At 36.4% G+C, this 18,830-nt stretch carries 9 protein-coding genes; all 9 read left to right on the top strand.

The window, feature by feature from the left end; genetic code table 11:
- The first annotated feature begins 8 nt into the window (after positions 1-8).
- Entirely contained in the window at positions 9-1,382 is a 1,374-nt protein-coding gene (locus EAH81_RS23780) for a hypothetical protein (RefSeq protein WP_170214151.1), read from the top strand.
- Positions 1,383-1,507: 125 nt separating this feature from the next.
- On the top strand, positions 1,508-3,997 hold the full coding sequence (locus tag EAH81_RS23775; RefSeq protein WP_140511495.1) for a glycoside hydrolase family 2 TIM barrel-domain containing protein: 2,490 nt from the start codon (positions 1,508-1,510) through the stop codon (positions 3,995-3,997).
- A gap of 140 nt (positions 3,998-4,137) precedes the next feature.
- Positions 4,138-6,537: an alpha-xylosidase gene (locus EAH81_RS23770; RefSeq protein ID WP_140511494.1), complete on the top strand. Its 2,400-nt coding sequence runs from the start codon at positions 4,138-4,140 to the stop codon at positions 6,535-6,537.
- Between the two features lie 297 nt (positions 6,538-6,834).
- Positions 6,835-8,841, top strand: coding sequence for a glycoside hydrolase family 97 protein (locus tag EAH81_RS23765; RefSeq protein WP_140511493.1), 2,007 nt, complete (start codon positions 6,835-6,837; stop codon positions 8,839-8,841).
- A 142-nt stretch (positions 8,842-8,983) separates the two neighbouring features.
- A complete protein-coding gene (locus tag EAH81_RS23760) occupies positions 8,984-11,140 on the top strand; it encodes a glycoside hydrolase family 3 C-terminal domain-containing protein (RefSeq protein ID WP_140511492.1) in 2,157 nt (718 codons plus the stop codon).
- A gap of 5 nt (positions 11,141-11,145) precedes the next feature.
- On the top strand, positions 11,146-12,726 hold the full coding sequence (locus EAH81_RS23755; protein ID WP_140511491.1) for a GH39 family glycosyl hydrolase: 1,581 nt from the start codon (positions 11,146-11,148) through the stop codon (positions 12,724-12,726).
- Between the two features lie 45 nt (positions 12,727-12,771).
- Entirely contained in the window at positions 12,772-15,024 is a 2,253-nt protein-coding gene (locus EAH81_RS23750; protein WP_140511490.1) for a glycoside hydrolase family 3 C-terminal domain-containing protein, read from the top strand.
- Between the two features lie 13 nt (positions 15,025-15,037).
- Positions 15,038-16,552, top strand: a complete 1,515-nt coding sequence (locus EAH81_RS23745; protein WP_140511489.1) for a cellulase family glycosylhydrolase — start codon at positions 15,038-15,040, stop codon at positions 16,550-16,552.
- 103 nt (positions 16,553-16,655) lie between these two features.
- Complete coding sequence (locus tag EAH81_RS23740; protein WP_140511488.1) at positions 16,656-18,605, top strand: sialate O-acetylesterase; 1,950 nt, start codon at positions 16,656-16,658, stop codon at positions 18,603-18,605.
- The last annotated feature ends 225 nt before the right edge of the window (positions 18,606-18,830 follow it).

Raw genomic sequence — 18,830 nt, 5'->3', positions numbered from 1 at the left:
GGAAAGAAATGAAAAATATTAAATTATTAGTTACATCATTTTTGATGTTAGCAGCATCAATGCTAGTATCATCTTGTTCTCCTGAAACGTATTCTCTGGATACACCGATGGATAAAGCGGATATACATTTTGAAATCACTCAGGATTTAACAGCAGATCCGGGAGGAAATACAGTAATAATGAAAAATACAACTCCCGGAGTTGTATTGAACTGGGATTACGGTACAGGAAAATCAAGCAAAGCGGTAGAAACTGTAAAATATGCTTTTAAAGGAAGTTACACCATTAAAATTTCGGCAACAACCGGTGGTGGTATTGTTCAGTTAGATCCGGTAACAATTACTGTGAATCAGGATAACTTAAATTATGTTAATGATCCACTTTGGACAGCATTATCAGGCGGAGTTGGTAAAAAGAAATCTTGGGTAACGGACAATGGTAAATATGGTTTAGCTCCAGGAGCAATGTCTTATGCAGATCCAAGCACAACTGTAGAATGGGGTAATTTTACTCCAAACTGGGAACCTGAAGGAAACGCTAATTCAAGCACAGATGCAGATATGCATTGGGGAAGATACATGACATTCAGCCTTGAAGGAGGACCTTTTATGACCGTTCATGAAGCTGATGGAACAACGATCGAAAACGGATCTTACTTCTTAGATATCAATGGTCATACTTTAACAACAACAGGAGCAACAATCCTTAGACCGGATAATTATATTGCAAATGCAAGTAACTGGAACGACAATCTTAAAGTATTGACATTAACGGAGAACCAGTTAAGAATTGCTGTAAAAAGAACCAATAGCGAAGGAGCATGGTGGTATATCTGGAATTTTGTTTCCAAGGATTATGCTGACAATTATGTTCCTCCAGTTACAGAACCTGTAGTTGACGAAGGGTACAATCCTACATTTGCGCCTGGAGAATTATTGACAATGTTGACTGGTGGAGCCGGAGCAGGAAGAGTTTGGAAATTAGATGGAACAGGAAATCCTGTTGACTGGGTTGGAAAAGGAAAAGGTTGGACAGTTAATTCAACTAGTTCGTACAATTGGGGATGGAATGATGATTGGGCAGCAATCGCTGGTAATTCATCAATACGTTTTGATCAATGGGGAGGAACTCTTAACTATACCCGCAATCAAAATGGTGTAATCACAACTGGAACTTTTACTATAAACGCAGCAACCAACGAAATTAATTTAGGAGGAGAAACACTTCTTCAAAATGCAACAAGCTGGATGAATCCAACCGTAAATGTTATTAAAGTAGTAAAAGCATACAATAAAGATTTTCTTCAAAAAGGAATCTGGCTTGGAACATCATATGATGCAGGAAAAGACGAATGGTTTGTTTTCCACTATATAGTTCCTTAAAGTGTTTGTGGTTTTTAATCTAAAACCATAATTACTTCAGAGTATAAAACAACCGGTAGGGGATTGAAACAATCACCTATCGGTATGTTTATATTTGTTTTTAAAAACAATAAAATCCTCTTAATATGAACAAAAAAAGAAACTATATAAATAATGCTTTGCCGTTATTACTGCTAATCGGAATTATCCTGTTGGGTTCTTGCAATAAAAAAGAAGATACTTTTAGTAATCGAAAAATTTCTTTTAATTCAGATTGGAGTTTTCACTTAAACGATAGTATAATTGATAAAGATACCATTGGAACTTCAACCAAATGGAGAACCTTAAATGTTCCGCATGATTGGAGTATTGAAGGAAAGTTTGACGAAAAAAGTCCTGCCGGATACGGAGGCGGATCACTTAACGGAGGTTTAGGCTGGTATAAGAAAACTTTCAAAATAAGTGATTCTGATAAAAATAAAATTATATCAATTGTCTTTGATGGAGTTTATAAAAACAGCGAAGTTTGGGTAAACGGACATTATTTAGGAAAACGTCCAAACGGATATATTAGCTTTCAATATGAAATCTCTTCGTACTTAAATTACGGAGAAAAAAACAATGAAATTATTGTAAAGGTTGACAATTCAAAACAACCAAATTCACGTTGGTATTCAGGATCAGGAATTTTTAGAAATGTCTGGATCGAAACCACAGATAAATTACATGTTGCACAATGGGGAACTTATGTGACAACGCCAAAAGTTACTGCCGAAAAAGCTTCGGTAAATTTTGAAACTACAATTCAGAATCAAAATGCAGCTTCAAAAAAAGCAACTGTAACCACTACTATTTTTAAAGAAGATACTAAAGTAACATCGGTTACTCAAAATATAACCATTGGAGCAAACGCCAATCAAACAATTAAACAAGAGACTGAGGTTGAAACGCCAATTTTATGGTCAGTTGAAAAACCTGAATTATACACCGTTATAACAGAAATTTCAATAGATGATAAAATTGTAGATCAATACAAAACCAATTTAGGGATTAGAGATTTTAAATTTGATGTGAACAAAGGTTTTATTTTAAACGGAAAACAAGTAAAAATAAAAGGAGTTTGCATGCATCATGATTTAGGACCTTTAGGTTCAGCAATCAACACTCGCGCCATCGAACGTCAGTTAGAAATCCTGAAAGAAATGGGTGTAAACGGAATCAGAACTTCTCATAATCCTCCAGCTCCGGAACTTTTAGATCTTTGTGATAAAATGGGTTTCATTGTCATGGATGAAGCTTTCGACATGTGGAAACAAAATAAAACCAAATATGATTATGCAAACGATTGGGACAAATGGCACAAGAAAGATTTAACAGATCAATTGCACCGCGACCGCAATCATCCAAGTATTTTTATATGGAGTATAGGAAACGAAATTCCGGAACAATGGAATGAAAAAGGTGTTGAAATCGCAAAAGAATTGGCAGCAATTGTACGCACCAACGATAAAACACGTCCGCTAACTGCAGCGATGAATCCGCCGGTAAACATGAATATTGATGACGTAACATTACAATTCGAAAAAAAGAATGTACAATTTAATCCCCTTGCAAAATCTGGAGTTTTAGATCTTATAGGATACAATTATGCACATCAAACTTATGCACATCATAAAGAAAATTTCCCGGGAATTCCTTTCATCGCAACCGAAACTACTTCGGGATTACAAACTCGCGGTTATTACGATAAAGTTTCAGATACTATAAAAAAATGGCCGGTAAGTTGGGATCAAAAATTCACAAAAGGAAATCCGGGCAATACCGTTTCTGCTTACGATCAGGTACAAACGCCTTGGGGTTCTACGCATGAAGCAATCTGGAAAGTCATTAAAAAATACGATTTTCTTTCGGGAATGTACATCTGGACAGGTTTCGATTATATCGGAGAACCAACTCCGTACGAATGGCCGTCTGTAAGTTCGTATTTCGGAATTGTAGATTTAGCAGGTTTCCCAAAAGATGTGTATTATATGTACCAAAGTGAATGGACAGACAAAACCGTGCTGCACATTTTCCCACATTGGAACTGGAAAGCAGGACAAACCGTTGATGTTTGGGCATATTATAATAAGGCCGATGAGGTTGAACTTTTCCTTAACGGAAAATCAGTAGGAATCAGAAGTAAAAAAGGAGACGATTTACACGTCATGTGGAGAATTCCCTTTCAACCCGGAACCCTAAAAGCAATTTCTCGTAAAAACGGAAAAACAGTTTTGGAAACCGAAATTAAAACAGCAGACAATCCATCGCAATTAAAACTCACAGCAGACAGAAGCAACATCAAAGCCGATGGAAATGATTTGTCATTTGTAACGGTTGATATTCAGGATTCAAAAGGAACTTTGGCTCCAAATGCCAATAACGAAATCAATTTCTCACTAAAAGGAAATGGAAAAATAGTTGGAGTTTGCAGCGGAGATCCGGTAAGTCACGAATCATACAAAGGTTCAAAACACACCGCGCTTAACGGAAAATGTTTGGTGGTTGTTCAATCAGATACTAAAACAGGAAGACTGGAATTAACCGCTCAGGCGAATGGATTAAAACCAGCGACAATTGTAATTACAGCAGAATAAGAATACACCTTTCCTAACAGGTTTCCAAAACCTGTTAGGTATGGATAGATTTTATTAAGATATTCAATAAGATACCTAACAGGTTTTGCCCCGAAGCTTCGGGACTGTTAGGAGAACTAACATTTAGAAATTATTAATCAATGAAAAACTCACAAATAACCGCATTGTTTTCTGCTTTTATTCTTGGATTTTTAGCAGTTCCAAAAGCGTCCGCACAAATTCAGAACGCAGATGTGCTAAATGCTCCGATAGACATCAGCAAAGATTTTCAGAATTATCTGAACACTTTTTATTTTGCCGATGAACTTACCGCTTTTGATCCTGTAACCGGAAAAGGAACAATTAAATATCTGAGATATAATTACAAAACGCGTCAGGCTTTCAACAACATGATGATGAAACCAGATGTTGTAGAAGCAAACGAATTTCCCACAACAGAATATCAGGCTTCACCGGAATTGCCGTTCCAGATACAGTTTGTTTCAGATAGAACAATCCGAATCAAAACGACTTCAGGACCACAATTTCATCCTGAAAAAGAATCCCTAATGTTGATAAATGGTGTTGCGCCAAATCATCCTGAATTATGGAAATATTCTAAAATTGAAGGCGGATATAAATACACGAGTAAACATGGAGTTGTAGAAATTTTGTCAAAACCATGGCACGTAAAAATCTACGATGAAACCGGAAAATTATTGACAAGTACACTTCATGATTCTGATTTTAAAAATACTTATACGCCAACACTTCCGTTCTCGTATGTGCGCAGAAACAGCGATTATTCCAGAAGTATGGGCGCCGCTTTTAGTTTAGAACCTGACGAAAAAATATTTGGTTGTGGAGAATCTTTCACCCAATTCAATAAACGCGGACAAAAAGTAGTTTTATGGGCAGATGATGCTAACGGAATTCAGAATGAGACGATGTACAAACCAGTTCCGTTTTATATGAGCAGTCGTGGTTATGGAGTTTTTATGCATCATTCAACACCAATTACAGTTGACTTTGGAAGATATTTTTCAAGTGCAAACGAAATGTATATTGGAGACGATGAAGCCGATTTGTTTTTCTTTATCGGAGAACCAAAAGACGTTCTGGATCAATATACAGATTTGACCGGAAAAGCAGCAATGCCACCACTTTGGTCTTTCGGATTTTGGATGAGCCGAATTACTTATTTCTCTGAAAAAGAAGGACGTCAGGTAGCAAAAGATTTACGTAAATATAAAATTCCAACAGATGTAATTCATTTTGATACCGGTTGGTTTGATGTAGATTGGAGAAACAATTATGAGTTTTCGAAAGATCGTTTTCCCGATGCTCAAAAAATGATGTCAGATTTGAAAGACGATGGTTTCCATGTGTGTTTATGGCAATTGCCGTATTTTTCACCAAAGAATACCTTGTTCAACGAAATCATGGATAAAAACTTAGCGGTAAGAGACAGAAAAGGAAATCTTCCGTACGAAGATGCCGTTTTAGATTTCTCAAATCCCGAAACAGTGACTTGGTATCAGGCAAAACTGAAACATTTATTCGACCAAGGAGTTTCAGTTTTCAAAGTAGATTTTGGAGAAGCAGCTCCGCCTGACGGAATTTATCATTCAGGAAGAACAGGTTTTTACGAACATAATTTATATCCTTTAAGATACAATAAGGCTGTAGCCGAAATTACTCAGAAAGAAAAAGGATATACTTTAATCTGGGCAAGAAGTACGTGGGCAGGATCTCAGCGTTATCCGTTACATTGGGGCGGAGATGCCGAAACTTCAAACGGAGCAATGTCGGCAGAATTACGTGGCGGACTTTCATTAGGATTAAGCGGATTCAGTTTCTGGAGTCATGACGTAGGAGGATTTGCAACAAAATCACCAGAGAATTTATACAGAAGATGGGCGCCTTTCGGGATGTTTACTTCACACGTAAGAAGTCACGGCGAACCTCCGCGCGAACCTTGGTTATACAGCAAAGATTTCTTGGAAGGATTTAGAAAAGCAGATAATATGCGTTACGAATTAATGCCATACATCTACGCTCAGGCGAAAGAAAGTTCTCAAAAAGGATTGCCAATGATGCGTGCTTTGTTTGTAGAATATCCAAATGATCCGGGAGCTTGGTTGGTAGACAACGAATATTTATTTGGTTCAAGTATGTTGGTGGCACCGCTTTTTGAAGAAGTTACAGAAAGAGACGTTTACCTTCCGGAAGGAACATGGATTGATTATCAAACCAAAAAAGTATATCAATCAGGATGGCATAAAATCAAAGCCGGAGAAGTGCCAATCGTAGTTTTAGTAAAAGACGGAACAGCTTTGCCCCACATCGCTTTAGCACAATCTACAAAAGACATGGATTGGACTAAATTGACTTTGAAAGTATATGCAAGTGACAAAACAACTTCGGCGACAGCCAAAGTATTTTTACCGGACGGAGATGCAGTACAAGAAATAAAAGTTACGAAAAACGGAAACAATTTTGACGTAACTTCAAACCCATTTCAAGGAAAAACTACTCTAAAAACAGAGTGGGTAAAATAGAAAAGGTTTGCCACAGATTAAAAGGATTAAAAATTGAGAATTAAAAATTAAAAATCTGCTGAATCTGCAAAATCTGCGAGAGAAAATAAACACACAGAAAAGAAGAAATCATTTTGAATTCTTTTAATCTGTGGCAAAAAAAACAAATTGCACAAATTAAATTCGAGATAATTCGTGCAATTCGTGGCAAAAAAAATAATCCCAACTTAGGATAAAAATAAGTTTTTGTTGAGTTTTAAATCGGGTGAAGTCTCATAAGCACACCCGATTTATTAAAAATGAATTAAGAAAAATATCATGAAAAATTACCTCATTCTTCCCGCTTTAATCCTTTCCGTTTCGATTGGATACAGTCAGAAAAATAAAAATGCTTACGAATTGGCATCGCCAAACGGGCAAAACAAAATCAAATTTGAGTTAGTAAAAAATGCTCCAAAATATGCTGTTTCACACGGAAAAACCGAAGTGATTACACCATCAGATATGGGTTTTTTATTAAAAGGAAATGAAAACTTAAGTACAGATTTCGAAATCAAAAGTGTAAAGAATTCCACTTTTGATGAAACCTGGGAACAAGTTTGGGGAGAAAAGAAGAACATCAGAAATCACTACAATCAGCTTTCTGTTCAACTACAGCAAAAAGCGGGAAACAAACGAAAATTAGAAATTCAGTTTCGTGCATTTGATGATGGAATCGCTTTTAGATATGTGTATCCAAAACAAAGTGTAAAAGACAGTATTTTCATTATGGATGAAAAAACGACTTTTAACTTAAAAGAAGATGGAAAAGCATGGTGGATTCCGGCAAACAGAGAAAACCGTGACGAATATCTTTTCAAAGATGCTCCGGTAAGTACTTTAGATACGGTTTTGACTCCGTTAACGATCGAAAGCAAAAGCGGATTAGCCTTAAGTTTTCACGAAGCAAATCTGGTGGATTTTGCCAGTATGACTTTGGTAAACACAAAAGGAACACAACTTAAATCTGATTTAGTGCCGTGGTCTGATGGTGTAAAAGTTAGAGTAAAAGATACGTTTACATCTTCGTGGAGAACGCTTCAGATTGGCGAAACTCCGGCAGATTTAATCACTTCTTATTTGATTTTAAATCTTAATGATCCAAATAAATTAAAAAACACAGCAAGTTATTTTAAACCATACAAATACTTCGGAATCTGGTGGGGAATGCACATTGGAAAATATTCCTTTTGGGAAAGTGATATTCAGGGCGCAACAACCAAACATGCCGAAGAATATATCGACTTTACGGCAAAAGAAGGATTTCATCATTTGTTGATCGAAGGCTGGAACAAAGGCTGGACACCGGCATGGTACCAAAACAAAATGCACATGTTTAGTTTTACTAAAAGTGCGGACAATTTCGATCTGGATAAAGTAGTAGCATATGGAAAGGCAAAAGACGTAGAATTGATAGGTTACCACGAAACAGGATCGAACTTAATTAATTATTTAAAAGAAGTTGATGAAGGTTTTGCTTTATACAAAAAACTAGGAATTCATACGGTTAAAATTGGACACGTAGGTTCAAAATTAAACATGAAAGAAAACCACTTCGGACAATTTGGAGTGAATTATTTCAGATACATTTTAGAAAAAGCAGCGCAATATGATTTGGCTGTATTGTACCACGAATCAATAAAAGATACAGGAGAACGTCGTACTTTTCCGAATATGATTTCAAGAGAAGCAGCACGTGGACAAGAATATAACGCTTGGAGCGAAGGAAATCCACCAAATCACTTAACAATTATTCCGTTTACCAGATTACTTTCAGGACCAATGGATTTTACTCCGGGAATTTTTGATGTTGAGGTAAAACAAGGTTATCCGGGAAAAAGAGTTCACGGAACGGCGGCGCAACAATTAGCATTATATGTAACTATTTACGCGCCAATCCAAATGATGGCAGATCTTCCGGAAAACTACGAAGGGAAACCAGCATTACAATTCTTAAAAGATGTTCCAACAGATTGGGAAGACACAAAAGTATTAGAAGGGAAAATTGGTGAATATATCACCACAGTCCGTAAAGACAGAAAAAGCGCCGATTGGTATTTAGGAACAATTACAAACGAAAAGGCAAGAGATGTAAATGTTGTTTTATCATTTTTAGATCCAAATGCAACTTACGAAGCTCAAATCTATGCTGACGCAGAAGGAACTGATGAAACACACAATCCGTCAGCAATAGCGATTTCTAAGAAAACCGTTAAAGCTTCAGATTCCCTAAAATTACATTTAGGTGGCGCTGGAGGAACAGCAATTAGATTTAAAAAACTATAAATTATTAGCTATCCTAACAGGTTTTTAAAACCTGTTAGGTATTATTAAATACAACGATTAGATTTCAAAAATAGAATTTATAAAAATATTACGTAGAGACGTACTGCTGTGCGTCTTTACTAAATAACCACAATTTTTTTAAATGAAAAATCTCATTCTGCATATTGTTTTTCTTTTGTCGATCAATTTAATATTGGCGCAGCAAAAGCAATATCCTTTTCAGGATTCTAAATTAGATATTGAAAAGCGTATTGATAATTTGTTGTCCTTAATGACTCTTGATGAGAAAGTTCAGGCTTTAAGCACCAATCCATCCATACCAAGATTGGGAGTTTTAGGAACAGGACACGTAGAAGGATTACACGGTTTGGCGCTTGGCGGACCGGGAGAATGGGGCGGAAAAAATAAACAACCTATTACAACGACAACTTTTCCTCAGGCTTATGGTTTAGGAGAAATGTGGGATGTTGATTTACTGCAAAAAGTAGCGCAGGTTGAAGGTTATGAAACACGCTATGCTTTTCAAAAATATCATCGTGGCGGATTAGTCGTTCGTGCTCCAAATGCTGATATCGCAAGAGATCCACGTTGGGGACGCACTGAAGAAAGTTATGGAGAAGATGCTTTTTTTAACGGAACAATGACCGTTGCTTTTGTAAAAGGATTACAAGGAAACAATCCAAAATATTGGCAAACCGCTTCGTTAATGAAACACTTTTTAGCGAATAGCAATGAAGACGGAAGAACCTATACATCATCTGATTTTGACGAAAGGTTATGGCGTGAATATTATGCATTGCCTTTTCAAATGGGCGTTGTAGAAGGAGGTTCGCGTGCTTACATGGCGGCCTACAATAAAGTAAACGGAATTCCGGCAATGGTGCATCCAATGCTGAAAAATATTACCCAAAAAGAATGGGGACAAAACGGAATCATTTGTACCGATGGAGGCGCATTCAAATTATTGCTTTCCGATCATAAATATTACGCAGATAAATATCTGGGAGCGGCTGCAGCTATAAAAGCAGGAATCAACCAGTTTTTAGATGAATATACGGAAGGCGTTTATGGCGCACTTTCTCATGGATATTTAAAAGAAAAAGATATTGATGCCGTTATTCGCGGCGATTACCGAGTTATGATTCAATTGGGAATGTTGGATACTTCGAATGAAAATCCGTATTCGAAAATTGGAACAGGAAAAGATACAATTGATCCTTGGAAAACAGAAGCACATAAAAAAATCGCTTTAGAAGCCACACAAAAATCTATTGTTTTACTTAAAAATGATGCTCAATTCTTGCCTTTGCAAAAAGAGAAACTAAAAACAATTGCCGTAATCGGACTTCACGCAGATGAAGTATTGTTAGATTGGTACAGCGGAACGCCACCTTACACAATTTCTCCTTTACAGGGAATTAAAAATAAATTAGGCAACAATGTTGAAATTTTATACGCTAAAAATAATATTGATGGCAAAGCGGTTTCAATAGCAAAAAAAGCTGACGTTGTCATTGTGATTGTCGGAAATCATCCGGTTTGTAATGCAGGTTGGGCAGATTGTCCCGTACCAAGTGAAGGAAAAGAAGCTGTAGATCGTCAATCTTTGACATTAGAGCAGGAAGATTTGATTAAAGTTGTTTATCAGGCGAATCCTAAAACGGTCGTAGCCTTGATTAGCAGTTTTCCGTATGCGATAAACTGGACACAAGAACACGTTCCGGCAATTGTACACATGACACAAAACAGTCAGGAAACCGGAACAGCTTTAGCCGATGTTTTATTTGGAGATTATAATCCTGCGGGACGTTTAACCCAGACTTGGGTTGCGGCTATTACTGATTTGCCTGAGTTACTGGATTACAATATCCGAAATGGCAGAACCTATATGTATTTCAAAGGAAAACCATTATATGCTTTTGGGCACGGATTGAGTTATACGACTTTCAAATACAATTCAATCGAAACCACTTCAGAAACAATTTCTAAGAATGGTGAAGTAAAAGTCACAGTTTCAGTTACTAATACAGGAACTAAAGATGGAGACGAAGTAATTCAGTTGTATGTAAAACAATTAAATTCAAAAGTAGAACGTCCCGAAAAAGAACTAAAAGCATTTCAGAGAGTTTTCTTTAAAGCCGGAGAAACTAAAAATGTTTCTTTGATTTTGAAAGCAAAAGATCTTGAATATTGGAATACAGCTAAACAGCAATTCGAATTAGAAAATAATTCGGTTGAAATTCAGGTTGGAAGTGCTTCAGATAACATTCTTCTGAATAAGAAAATAAATGTGAAATAATTACAATGAAAAGAAATCTAGCGATACTATTTATTTTACTAAGTCTAATCAATATTAATTTGTTTGGACAAAATACGGCTGCGCAAAACAGAATCATAAAAGTCGATTATAATAAAACTTCGGGTGCATTAAATACCATGTTCAAAGAATGTATTGGTGCTGGAAGAGCAAACGAAGGTTTACGTGCAGACTGGCAGCAACAATTGGCAATGACCAAAAAAGAATGTGATTTTAAATATATCAGAATGCACGGTTTATTGTCTGATGATATGGCGGTTTACAGAGAAGGTTCAAAAGGAAATCCCGAATATAATTACCAATATATTGATGCTTTGTATGATTTTCTTTTAAGTATTAAAATAAAACCTTTTGTAGAATTGGGTTTTATGCCATCAGCATTGGCAAGCGGAAAAGAAACTATTTTTTGGTGGAAAGGAAATGTAACTCCGCCAAAAGATTATAAAAAATGGGAAGATTTAATTCGGAACTTAACCCAGCATTTTACAGAACGTTACGGAGCCGAAGAAGTAAAAACCTGGTATTTTGAAGTTTGGAACGAACCGAATTTATCTCCGGGTTTCTGGACAGGAACTCAGGCAGAATATTTTAAATTATATGAATATGCCGCACGTGGAATAAAATCTGTAAATCCGGCATACAAAGTTGGCGGACCTGCAACAGCAGGCGCAGCTTGGGTTCCGGAAACAATAGATTTCTGTGTGAAGAATAATATTCCGTTAGATTTTATTTCGACACATACATATGGAGTAAAACAAGGATTTCTGGACGAATTTGGAACTACAGGAACAGTTCTTAATAAAGAAGAATCCAGTATAAGCGGTGATGTAATCAATTCACGTAATCAGATTTCAAATTCGGCTAAGCCAAAATTAGAGTTGCATTATACAGAATGGAGCACTTCTTATACGCCCTCAGATCCTATTCACGATAGTTACCATTCAGCAGCGTATATTCTTCAGAAATTAAAACAAGTTGGCAATGCTGCAAACTCAATGTCATATTGGGTTTTTACCGATATTTTTGAAGAAGCCGGACCAAGGTTCACACCTTTTCACGGAGGTTTCGGATTATTGAACACACAGGGAATCAAAAAACCGGCTTATTTCTCGTATTCATTTTTGAATAAGTTAGGTGAAACCGAACTTCAAAATAAAGACACTTCTTCATGGGCAACTAAAAATGGAAAAGGAAATGTTCAGTTGTTATTTTGGGATTTTACCAACACGCATCCTGGAGATTCTGTAAACAATCAAACGTATTATATTCAGGATTTACCATCTAAACCAAAAGGAACTGTAAAAATTGAAGTCGAAGGTTTGCAAAAAGGAAATTATACTTTAGAAATATATAAAGTTGGTTATAAAGTTAATGACGCTTACGCCGATTATTTAGCAATGGGAAAACCAAGTCAGCTTACAAAAGAACAAGTAAAAAGTATAAAAGAAAAAAATAACGGAACTTTGATTGCAGCAGAAAAAATTACAATTAATGCAAACGGAACCTTTAATAAAGATTTTAAAATCAATGAAAATGATGTTTTCTTATTGAATTTTGTAAAGCTTTAAACCCTAAAAAAAACTATCTAAATCCTAAAAATAAATTTATTAAGCATGAAAAATAAAATTATATATCTGTCAGTAGCGATTGCTTTTGTAGCATTTGCTTCTTGTAAAAAAGGCGAAGAGCAAAGTTCAGGTTCTGATGCTGAGAATTCGGTTCAGAAAGAATACAAAGGCAAAGAAATAGGTTCAGAATTTGATGCCGAAATCGATAAGCTGGTTTCTCAAATGACATTGGAGGAAAAAATCGGAATGTTGCATGGAAACAGTATGTTCACGTCTGGCGGTGTAAAACGTTTGGGAATTCCGGAACTAAAAATGGCCGATGGACCGTTAGGAGTTCGTGAAGAAATTTCGCGTGACAATTGGGCTCCGGCAGGATTAAAAGATGATTTTGCAACCTATTATCCTGCAGGTGGTGGTTTGGCTGCAACCTGGAATGCTGATATGGCTTATACTTTTGGAAATAGTGTAGGACAGGAATTGCGTGCCAGAGATAAAGATATGTTGCTTTCGCCGGCAATCAATATGGTGAGAACGCCACTTGGAGGAAGGACATACGAATATATGTCTGAAGATCCGTTTTTGAATAAAAAAATTGCAGTGCCATTAATTGTTGGTTTACAAGACAATGATGTTATGGCTTGCGTGAAGCATTTCGCAGCAAATAATCAGGAAACAAACCGTGATTTTGTCGATGTACGAATGGATGAACGTACACTTCGTGAAATTTATTTGCCAGCTTTTGAAGCAGCAATAAAAGAAGCTCATGCCTATGCCGTAATGGGGGCTTATAACAAATTCAGAGGCGAATATTTATGTGAAAACGATTATATGTTAAACAAAATATTACGCGACGAATGGGGATTTAAAGGTGTTGTAGTTTCAGATTGGGCTGCGGTACATTCTACAGTAAAATCATTGGAAAGTGGATTGGATATTGAAATGGGAACACCAAAACCATTCAATGAATTTTTCCTTGCCGATAAATTAATCGCTGCGGCAAAAAATAAAGAAATCTCAGAAGCAGAATTGGATAAACACGTAAAAAGAATTTTACGCACGTTATTTCAGGTAAAAGCAATGGGAAGCCAAAGCAAAGACCGTGTTAAAGGAAGTGTTTCAACAGAAGCACATTATCAGGATGCTTACAAAATTGCAACAGAAGATATCGTTTTATTGAAAAATGAAAACAACGCATTGCCATTAAAATTAGACGGTGTAAAATCGATCGCAGTAATTGGAAATAATGCTACAAAGAAAAACGCTTTAGGCGGATTTGGTGCAGGTGTAAAAACAAAAAGAGAAATTACACCACTTGAAGGTTTGAAAAATAGATTGCCATCATCCATAAAAATCAATTATGCCGAAGGATATTTAGAACGTTACGATGTAAAAAATAAAGGGAAATTGGGAGACATCACCTTAAATGGTCCGGTGACAATTGATCAATTAGATCCTGCAAAAGTGTTAGAAGCCGTAGAAGCTGCTAAAAAATCTGATGTTGCGATCATATTTGCAGGTTCAAACCGTGATTACGAAACAGAAGCTTCGGATAGAAGAACTTTAAAATTACCATTCGGACAAGAAGAATTAATCCAGAAAGTTTTGGCTGTAAATCCAAGAACAATTGTAGTTATGATTGCCGGAGCACCTTTTGATATTGACGCCGTAAGCAAAAAAACTTCAGCATTAGTATGGAGTTGGTTTAATGGCTCAGAGGGAGGAAATGCTTTGGCTGATGTAATTTTAGGAAAAGTTAATCCGTCAGGAAAATTACCTTGGACAATGCCTAAAAACATTATGGATTCTCCTGCGCATGCTACAAATAGTTTCCCTGGAGGAAAAACAGTAAACTATGCCGAAGGAATTTTAATAGGATATCGTTGGTTTGACACCAAAAACATTACACCATTATATCCTTTTGGATATGGATTATCATACACGACTTTTGCTTTTGATAATGCAAAAGCAGATAAAACGACATATGCTCAAAACGAAACAATTTCAGTTTCTGTAGATGTAAAAAACACAGGAAAAGTAGATGGTAAAGAAGTAGTTCAATTGTACACTTCAAAATCAGATTCAAAAATAACCCGTGCTGCTCAAGAATTAAAAGGATTCCAGAAAACATTAGTAAAAGTGGGAAGTTCAAACACAGTAACGATCAAAATTCCGGTAAAAGAATTAGCCTATTATGATGTAACTGCTAAAAAATGGACAATTGAACCAGGAAAATATACTTTGAAAATAGGAAATTCTTCAAGAGATATCAAAAAAGAAATCTCGGTAACAATCAAGTAAAAAATCAAATAAGATGAAAAATTTTGTAAATACTTACCTTTTTAGTGCCATTTTGAGCCTGTTGGTTTTCAGTCTTTGGGCGTGTAGTTCAGAGAAAGACACAAATGATGCAAATCCAGTCGGAAAAACGCTGAGTGCAGATATCAATAAAATTGATTTTTTGAGTAAAAGCAGTGAAGCAATTGTAAAAGTGACTGCAAATGTCAAAACATGGACAATTACAAGTCCATCAAATACAAACTGGATACAATTAAGCCAGTCAGCAGGAGTTACAGGAACAGTTATAGTTAAAGTAACCGCTTCTGAGAATACAACTGCCGAAGCAAGAACTGCTATTTTAACCCTAAGTTCAAGTGAAGCTCCTTCAGTTCAGATCACAGTTTCGCAGGCAGGCGGAGTTGCGGTTGTTGGTTTATATCCAAGTTATAATACAAATCCAATTGCTGCAGACAATTCAGGAATGTCAAGTACAGCAGTTCAATTGGCGGCAAAAATTAAAATAGGATGGAACATTGGAAACACAATGGAAGCAACAGGCGGAGAAACCGCTTGGGGAAATCCAAAAGTTACAAAAGCACTAATCGACGCCGTAAAAGCAAACGGATTTAATGCCGTTCGAATTCCGTGTTCATGGAACCAATATTTAGAAAATTCGGCTACAGCCAAAATCAAAGCCGATTGGTTGAACAGAGTTAAAGAAGTCGTGCAATATTGTGTAGACAATGATATGTACGTTCTTGTAAACATTCACTGGGACGGCGGTTGGCTCGAAAACAATATTACCGAAGCCAAAAAAGTAGAAAACAATGCCAAACAAAAAGCTTTTTGGGAACAAATTGCAACACAATTACGTGGTTTTGATGAGCATTTGCTTTTTGCCAGTGCCAATGAACCAGCGGTTGAAGATGCAGCACAAATGTCAGTTCTAACTTCTTATCACCAAACCTTTATTGATGCAGTGCGTTCAACAGGCGGAAAAAATGCTTATCGTACTTTGGTAGTGCAGGGACCATCGACAGACATTGAAAAAACAAACAAGCTGATGTTGACATTGCCAACAGATAAAGTTGCGAATAGAATGATGGCTGAAGTGCATTTTTATACACCTTATAATTTTTGTTTAATGGATACAGATCAAAGTTGGGGTAAAATGTTCTACTATTGGGGAGCGGCTTATCATTCGACGACAGATCCGGATCGTAATGCCACTTATGGAGAAGAAGCGGATGTAGATAAACTTTTCAAATCTATGAAAACACAATTTGTAGACAAAGGTATTCCGGTTTTATTAGGTGAGTTTGGAGCAATCAGACGTACATCGTTAACAGGCGATGCATTGACGCAGCATTTGGCATCAAGAGCTTATTATTTAAAATATGTTGTAAAACAGGCAAAAGCAAACGGAATGCTTCCTTTTTATTGGGATGCTGGTGGAATTGGAAATAACGGTTCGGCTATTTTTGATCGGAGTAATAATACCGTTTTCGATACTCAGGCATTAAAAGCAATGATGGAAGGATTGCAATAAAAAATATTAAATTCACCATATAAGTGATATAAGTAATTAAAAGTTATGCTGTGTTCAAAGCTTAAATTTACTTATATCACTTATATGGTTTAAAATACACAAAATGAAAAAACATATAGTTTTTATTTTTCTGATATTCAGTATAATGTCAAATGCAAATGTGCGAATGCCTTTGCTGTTTTCTGACGGAATGGTCTTGCAGCGCAACAAAGAAATCCCAGTTTGGGGTTGGGCAGATGCCAATGAAAAAGTTGAGGTTCATTTTAACAAACAAACCAAAACGATTCAGGCGGATAAAAGCGGAAAATGGATGATTAAACTATCCGCTGAAAAAGCCGGAGGACCTTTTGAGTTAATCATTACAGGAAAAAATAAAATCGTTATAAAAGATGTTCTGGTTGGAGAAGTATGGATTTGCAGCGGACAATCGAACATGGAATTTCAGATGTATAAAAATCTGGATTTCGAAAAAGAAATAGCCGATTCTAATTATCCAATGATTCGTCATTTTGGAGTTGCACAAGATTTAAGCGGATTGCCAAAAGAAGATTTAAAAGCAGGGAAATGGTTAGTTGCCAACAAAGAAAATGTACGCGATTTTACAGCAGTAGGTTTCTTTTTTGCTAAGAAATTATATGCTGAATTAAAAATTCCAATTGGAATCATCAATACATCCTGGGGCGGAACCTGCGTAGAAACCTGGACAAGCCGAGAAGCATTTCAAAAAAGTAATGATTTTAAAACTATGATTGCCGATGTTCCTCAAGTTGATATGGATGCTGTTTTTGAAGTGTATAAAAAATCGGTTTTAGATAATATAAAGAAAGTTCAGGGTTTTGATGTTACTATGGAAAACGAAAACCAGTTTGCAGCATTCAATTTTGATGATAAAAACTGGCGAGAAATAAAAGTCCCGTCCTTATGGGAAAATCAGCAAATTGGCAATATTGATGGAATTGTCTGGATGCGAAAAACGATAACTTTAACAGCTGAGCAAGCCAAAAGTGAAGCCGTTTTACATCTTGCAAAAGTTGACGACGAAGATATTACTTATGTAAACGGAGTTGAGGTTGGAACCAACAAAATTTGGGAAGACTTAAGAGTTTATAAAATCCCCGCAGGAACTTTGAAAGAAGGAAAAAACGTAATCTCAGTTCGAATTGCAGATTATTCTGGCGGCGGCGGAATTTACGGCGATCCCTCCGATTTGAAAATTCAGTTCAAAGACACCAATTTACCACTCGAAGGACTTTGGAAATTTAATGTTGTGCAGGTAAAAATCGCGGTTTCACCAAACAGTTATCCGTCATTATTATACAATGCAATGGTAAATCCGTTAATTCCATATGCGTTTCAGGGCGTTTTGTGGTATCAGGGCGAAGCCAATGTTTGGAGAGCCAAACAATACAAAAAAGCATTTCCGTTAATGATTACAGATTGGCGAACAAAATTCAAGCAAGGTAATTTTCCGTTTTACTTCGTACAATTATCAACTTTCAATGAATTCAATGGCAACAGTAAAGTGGGAAGCCGTTGGGCAGAACTTCGCGAAGCACAATCCGAAACTCTAAAATTACCAAACACCGGAATGGCAGTAACAACTGATATTGGTAATGCAAAAGACATTCATCCAACCAACAAAAAAGATGTTGGACTACGTTTAGCTGCAATTGCGCTGAATAATGTTTACGGGGAAAAGCAAGTTTTTAGCGGTCCAACCTATAAATCTCAGGAAATAAAAGGGAATCAAATCATTCTTACTTTCAATAATATCGGTTCCGGATTATCAACTTCTGATAATTCAGAAAACGTAAAAGGATTCGAAATCGCCGGTGCCGACAAAGTTTTTCATTCCGCGAAAGCTATAATAAAAGACAACAAAATAATCGTTTCAAGCGATGAAGTTAAAAATCCCGTTGCCGTTCATTACGGTTGGGCAGACGACGATACCGAAATTAATCTTTTCAATAAAGAAAAATTCCCAGCATCGCCTTTCAGAACCGATAATTGGGAAATGATTACGGCAAACGAAATATACAAAGTCAGTAAATAAGTTATGCGAAAAATGTAAAAAGGTCTAGAGAAACGAACTATATTGTAGCAATGTCCCGAAGCTTCGGGATTAATCTGTTGATGAAGATTATTTGGACGTGACCATATTTACAAAAGGCGCTATTTAACGAACCGCTTATGCGCGCCTTTTGTAAATACGGTCGGGCTATCCGCATTACTTCGGTAATTTGCTCTTATCCCTCACGCATGCAAACTAGTTTTGATA

It is taken from the genome of Flavobacterium pectinovorum, assembly GCF_006438875.1.
Lineage (GTDB): Bacteria > Bacteroidota > Bacteroidia > Flavobacteriales > Flavobacteriaceae > Flavobacterium > Flavobacterium pectinovorum_A.
The sequence above is the reverse complement of the archived record's forward strand: the minus strand, read 5'-3'. Positions and strand labels throughout refer to the sequence as shown.

Coding starts and splice junctions, on each gene's coding strand:
- EAH81_RS23780 (WP_170214151.1), top strand. CDS start 9: ATGAAAAATATTAAATTATTAGTTACATCATTTTTGATGTTAGCAGCA.
- EAH81_RS23750 (WP_140511490.1), top strand. CDS start 12,772: ATGAAAAATAAAATTATATATCTGTCAGTAGCGATTGCTTTTGTAGCA.
- EAH81_RS23775 (WP_140511495.1), top strand. CDS start 1,508: ATGAACAAAAAAAGAAACTATATAAATAATGCTTTGCCGTTATTACTG.
- EAH81_RS23745 (WP_140511489.1), top strand. CDS start 15,038: ATGAAAAATTTTGTAAATACTTACCTTTTTAGTGCCATTTTGAGCCTG.
- EAH81_RS23770 (WP_140511494.1), top strand. CDS start 4,138: ATGAAAAACTCACAAATAACCGCATTGTTTTCTGCTTTTATTCTTGGA.
- EAH81_RS23760 (WP_140511492.1), top strand. CDS start 8,984: ATGAAAAATCTCATTCTGCATATTGTTTTTCTTTTGTCGATCAATTTA.
- EAH81_RS23765 (WP_140511493.1), top strand. CDS start 6,835: ATGAAAAATTACCTCATTCTTCCCGCTTTAATCCTTTCCGTTTCGATT.
- EAH81_RS23740 (WP_140511488.1), top strand. CDS start 16,656: ATGAAAAAACATATAGTTTTTATTTTTCTGATATTCAGTATAATGTCA.
- EAH81_RS23755 (WP_140511491.1), top strand. CDS start 11,146: ATGAAAAGAAATCTAGCGATACTATTTATTTTACTAAGTCTAATCAAT.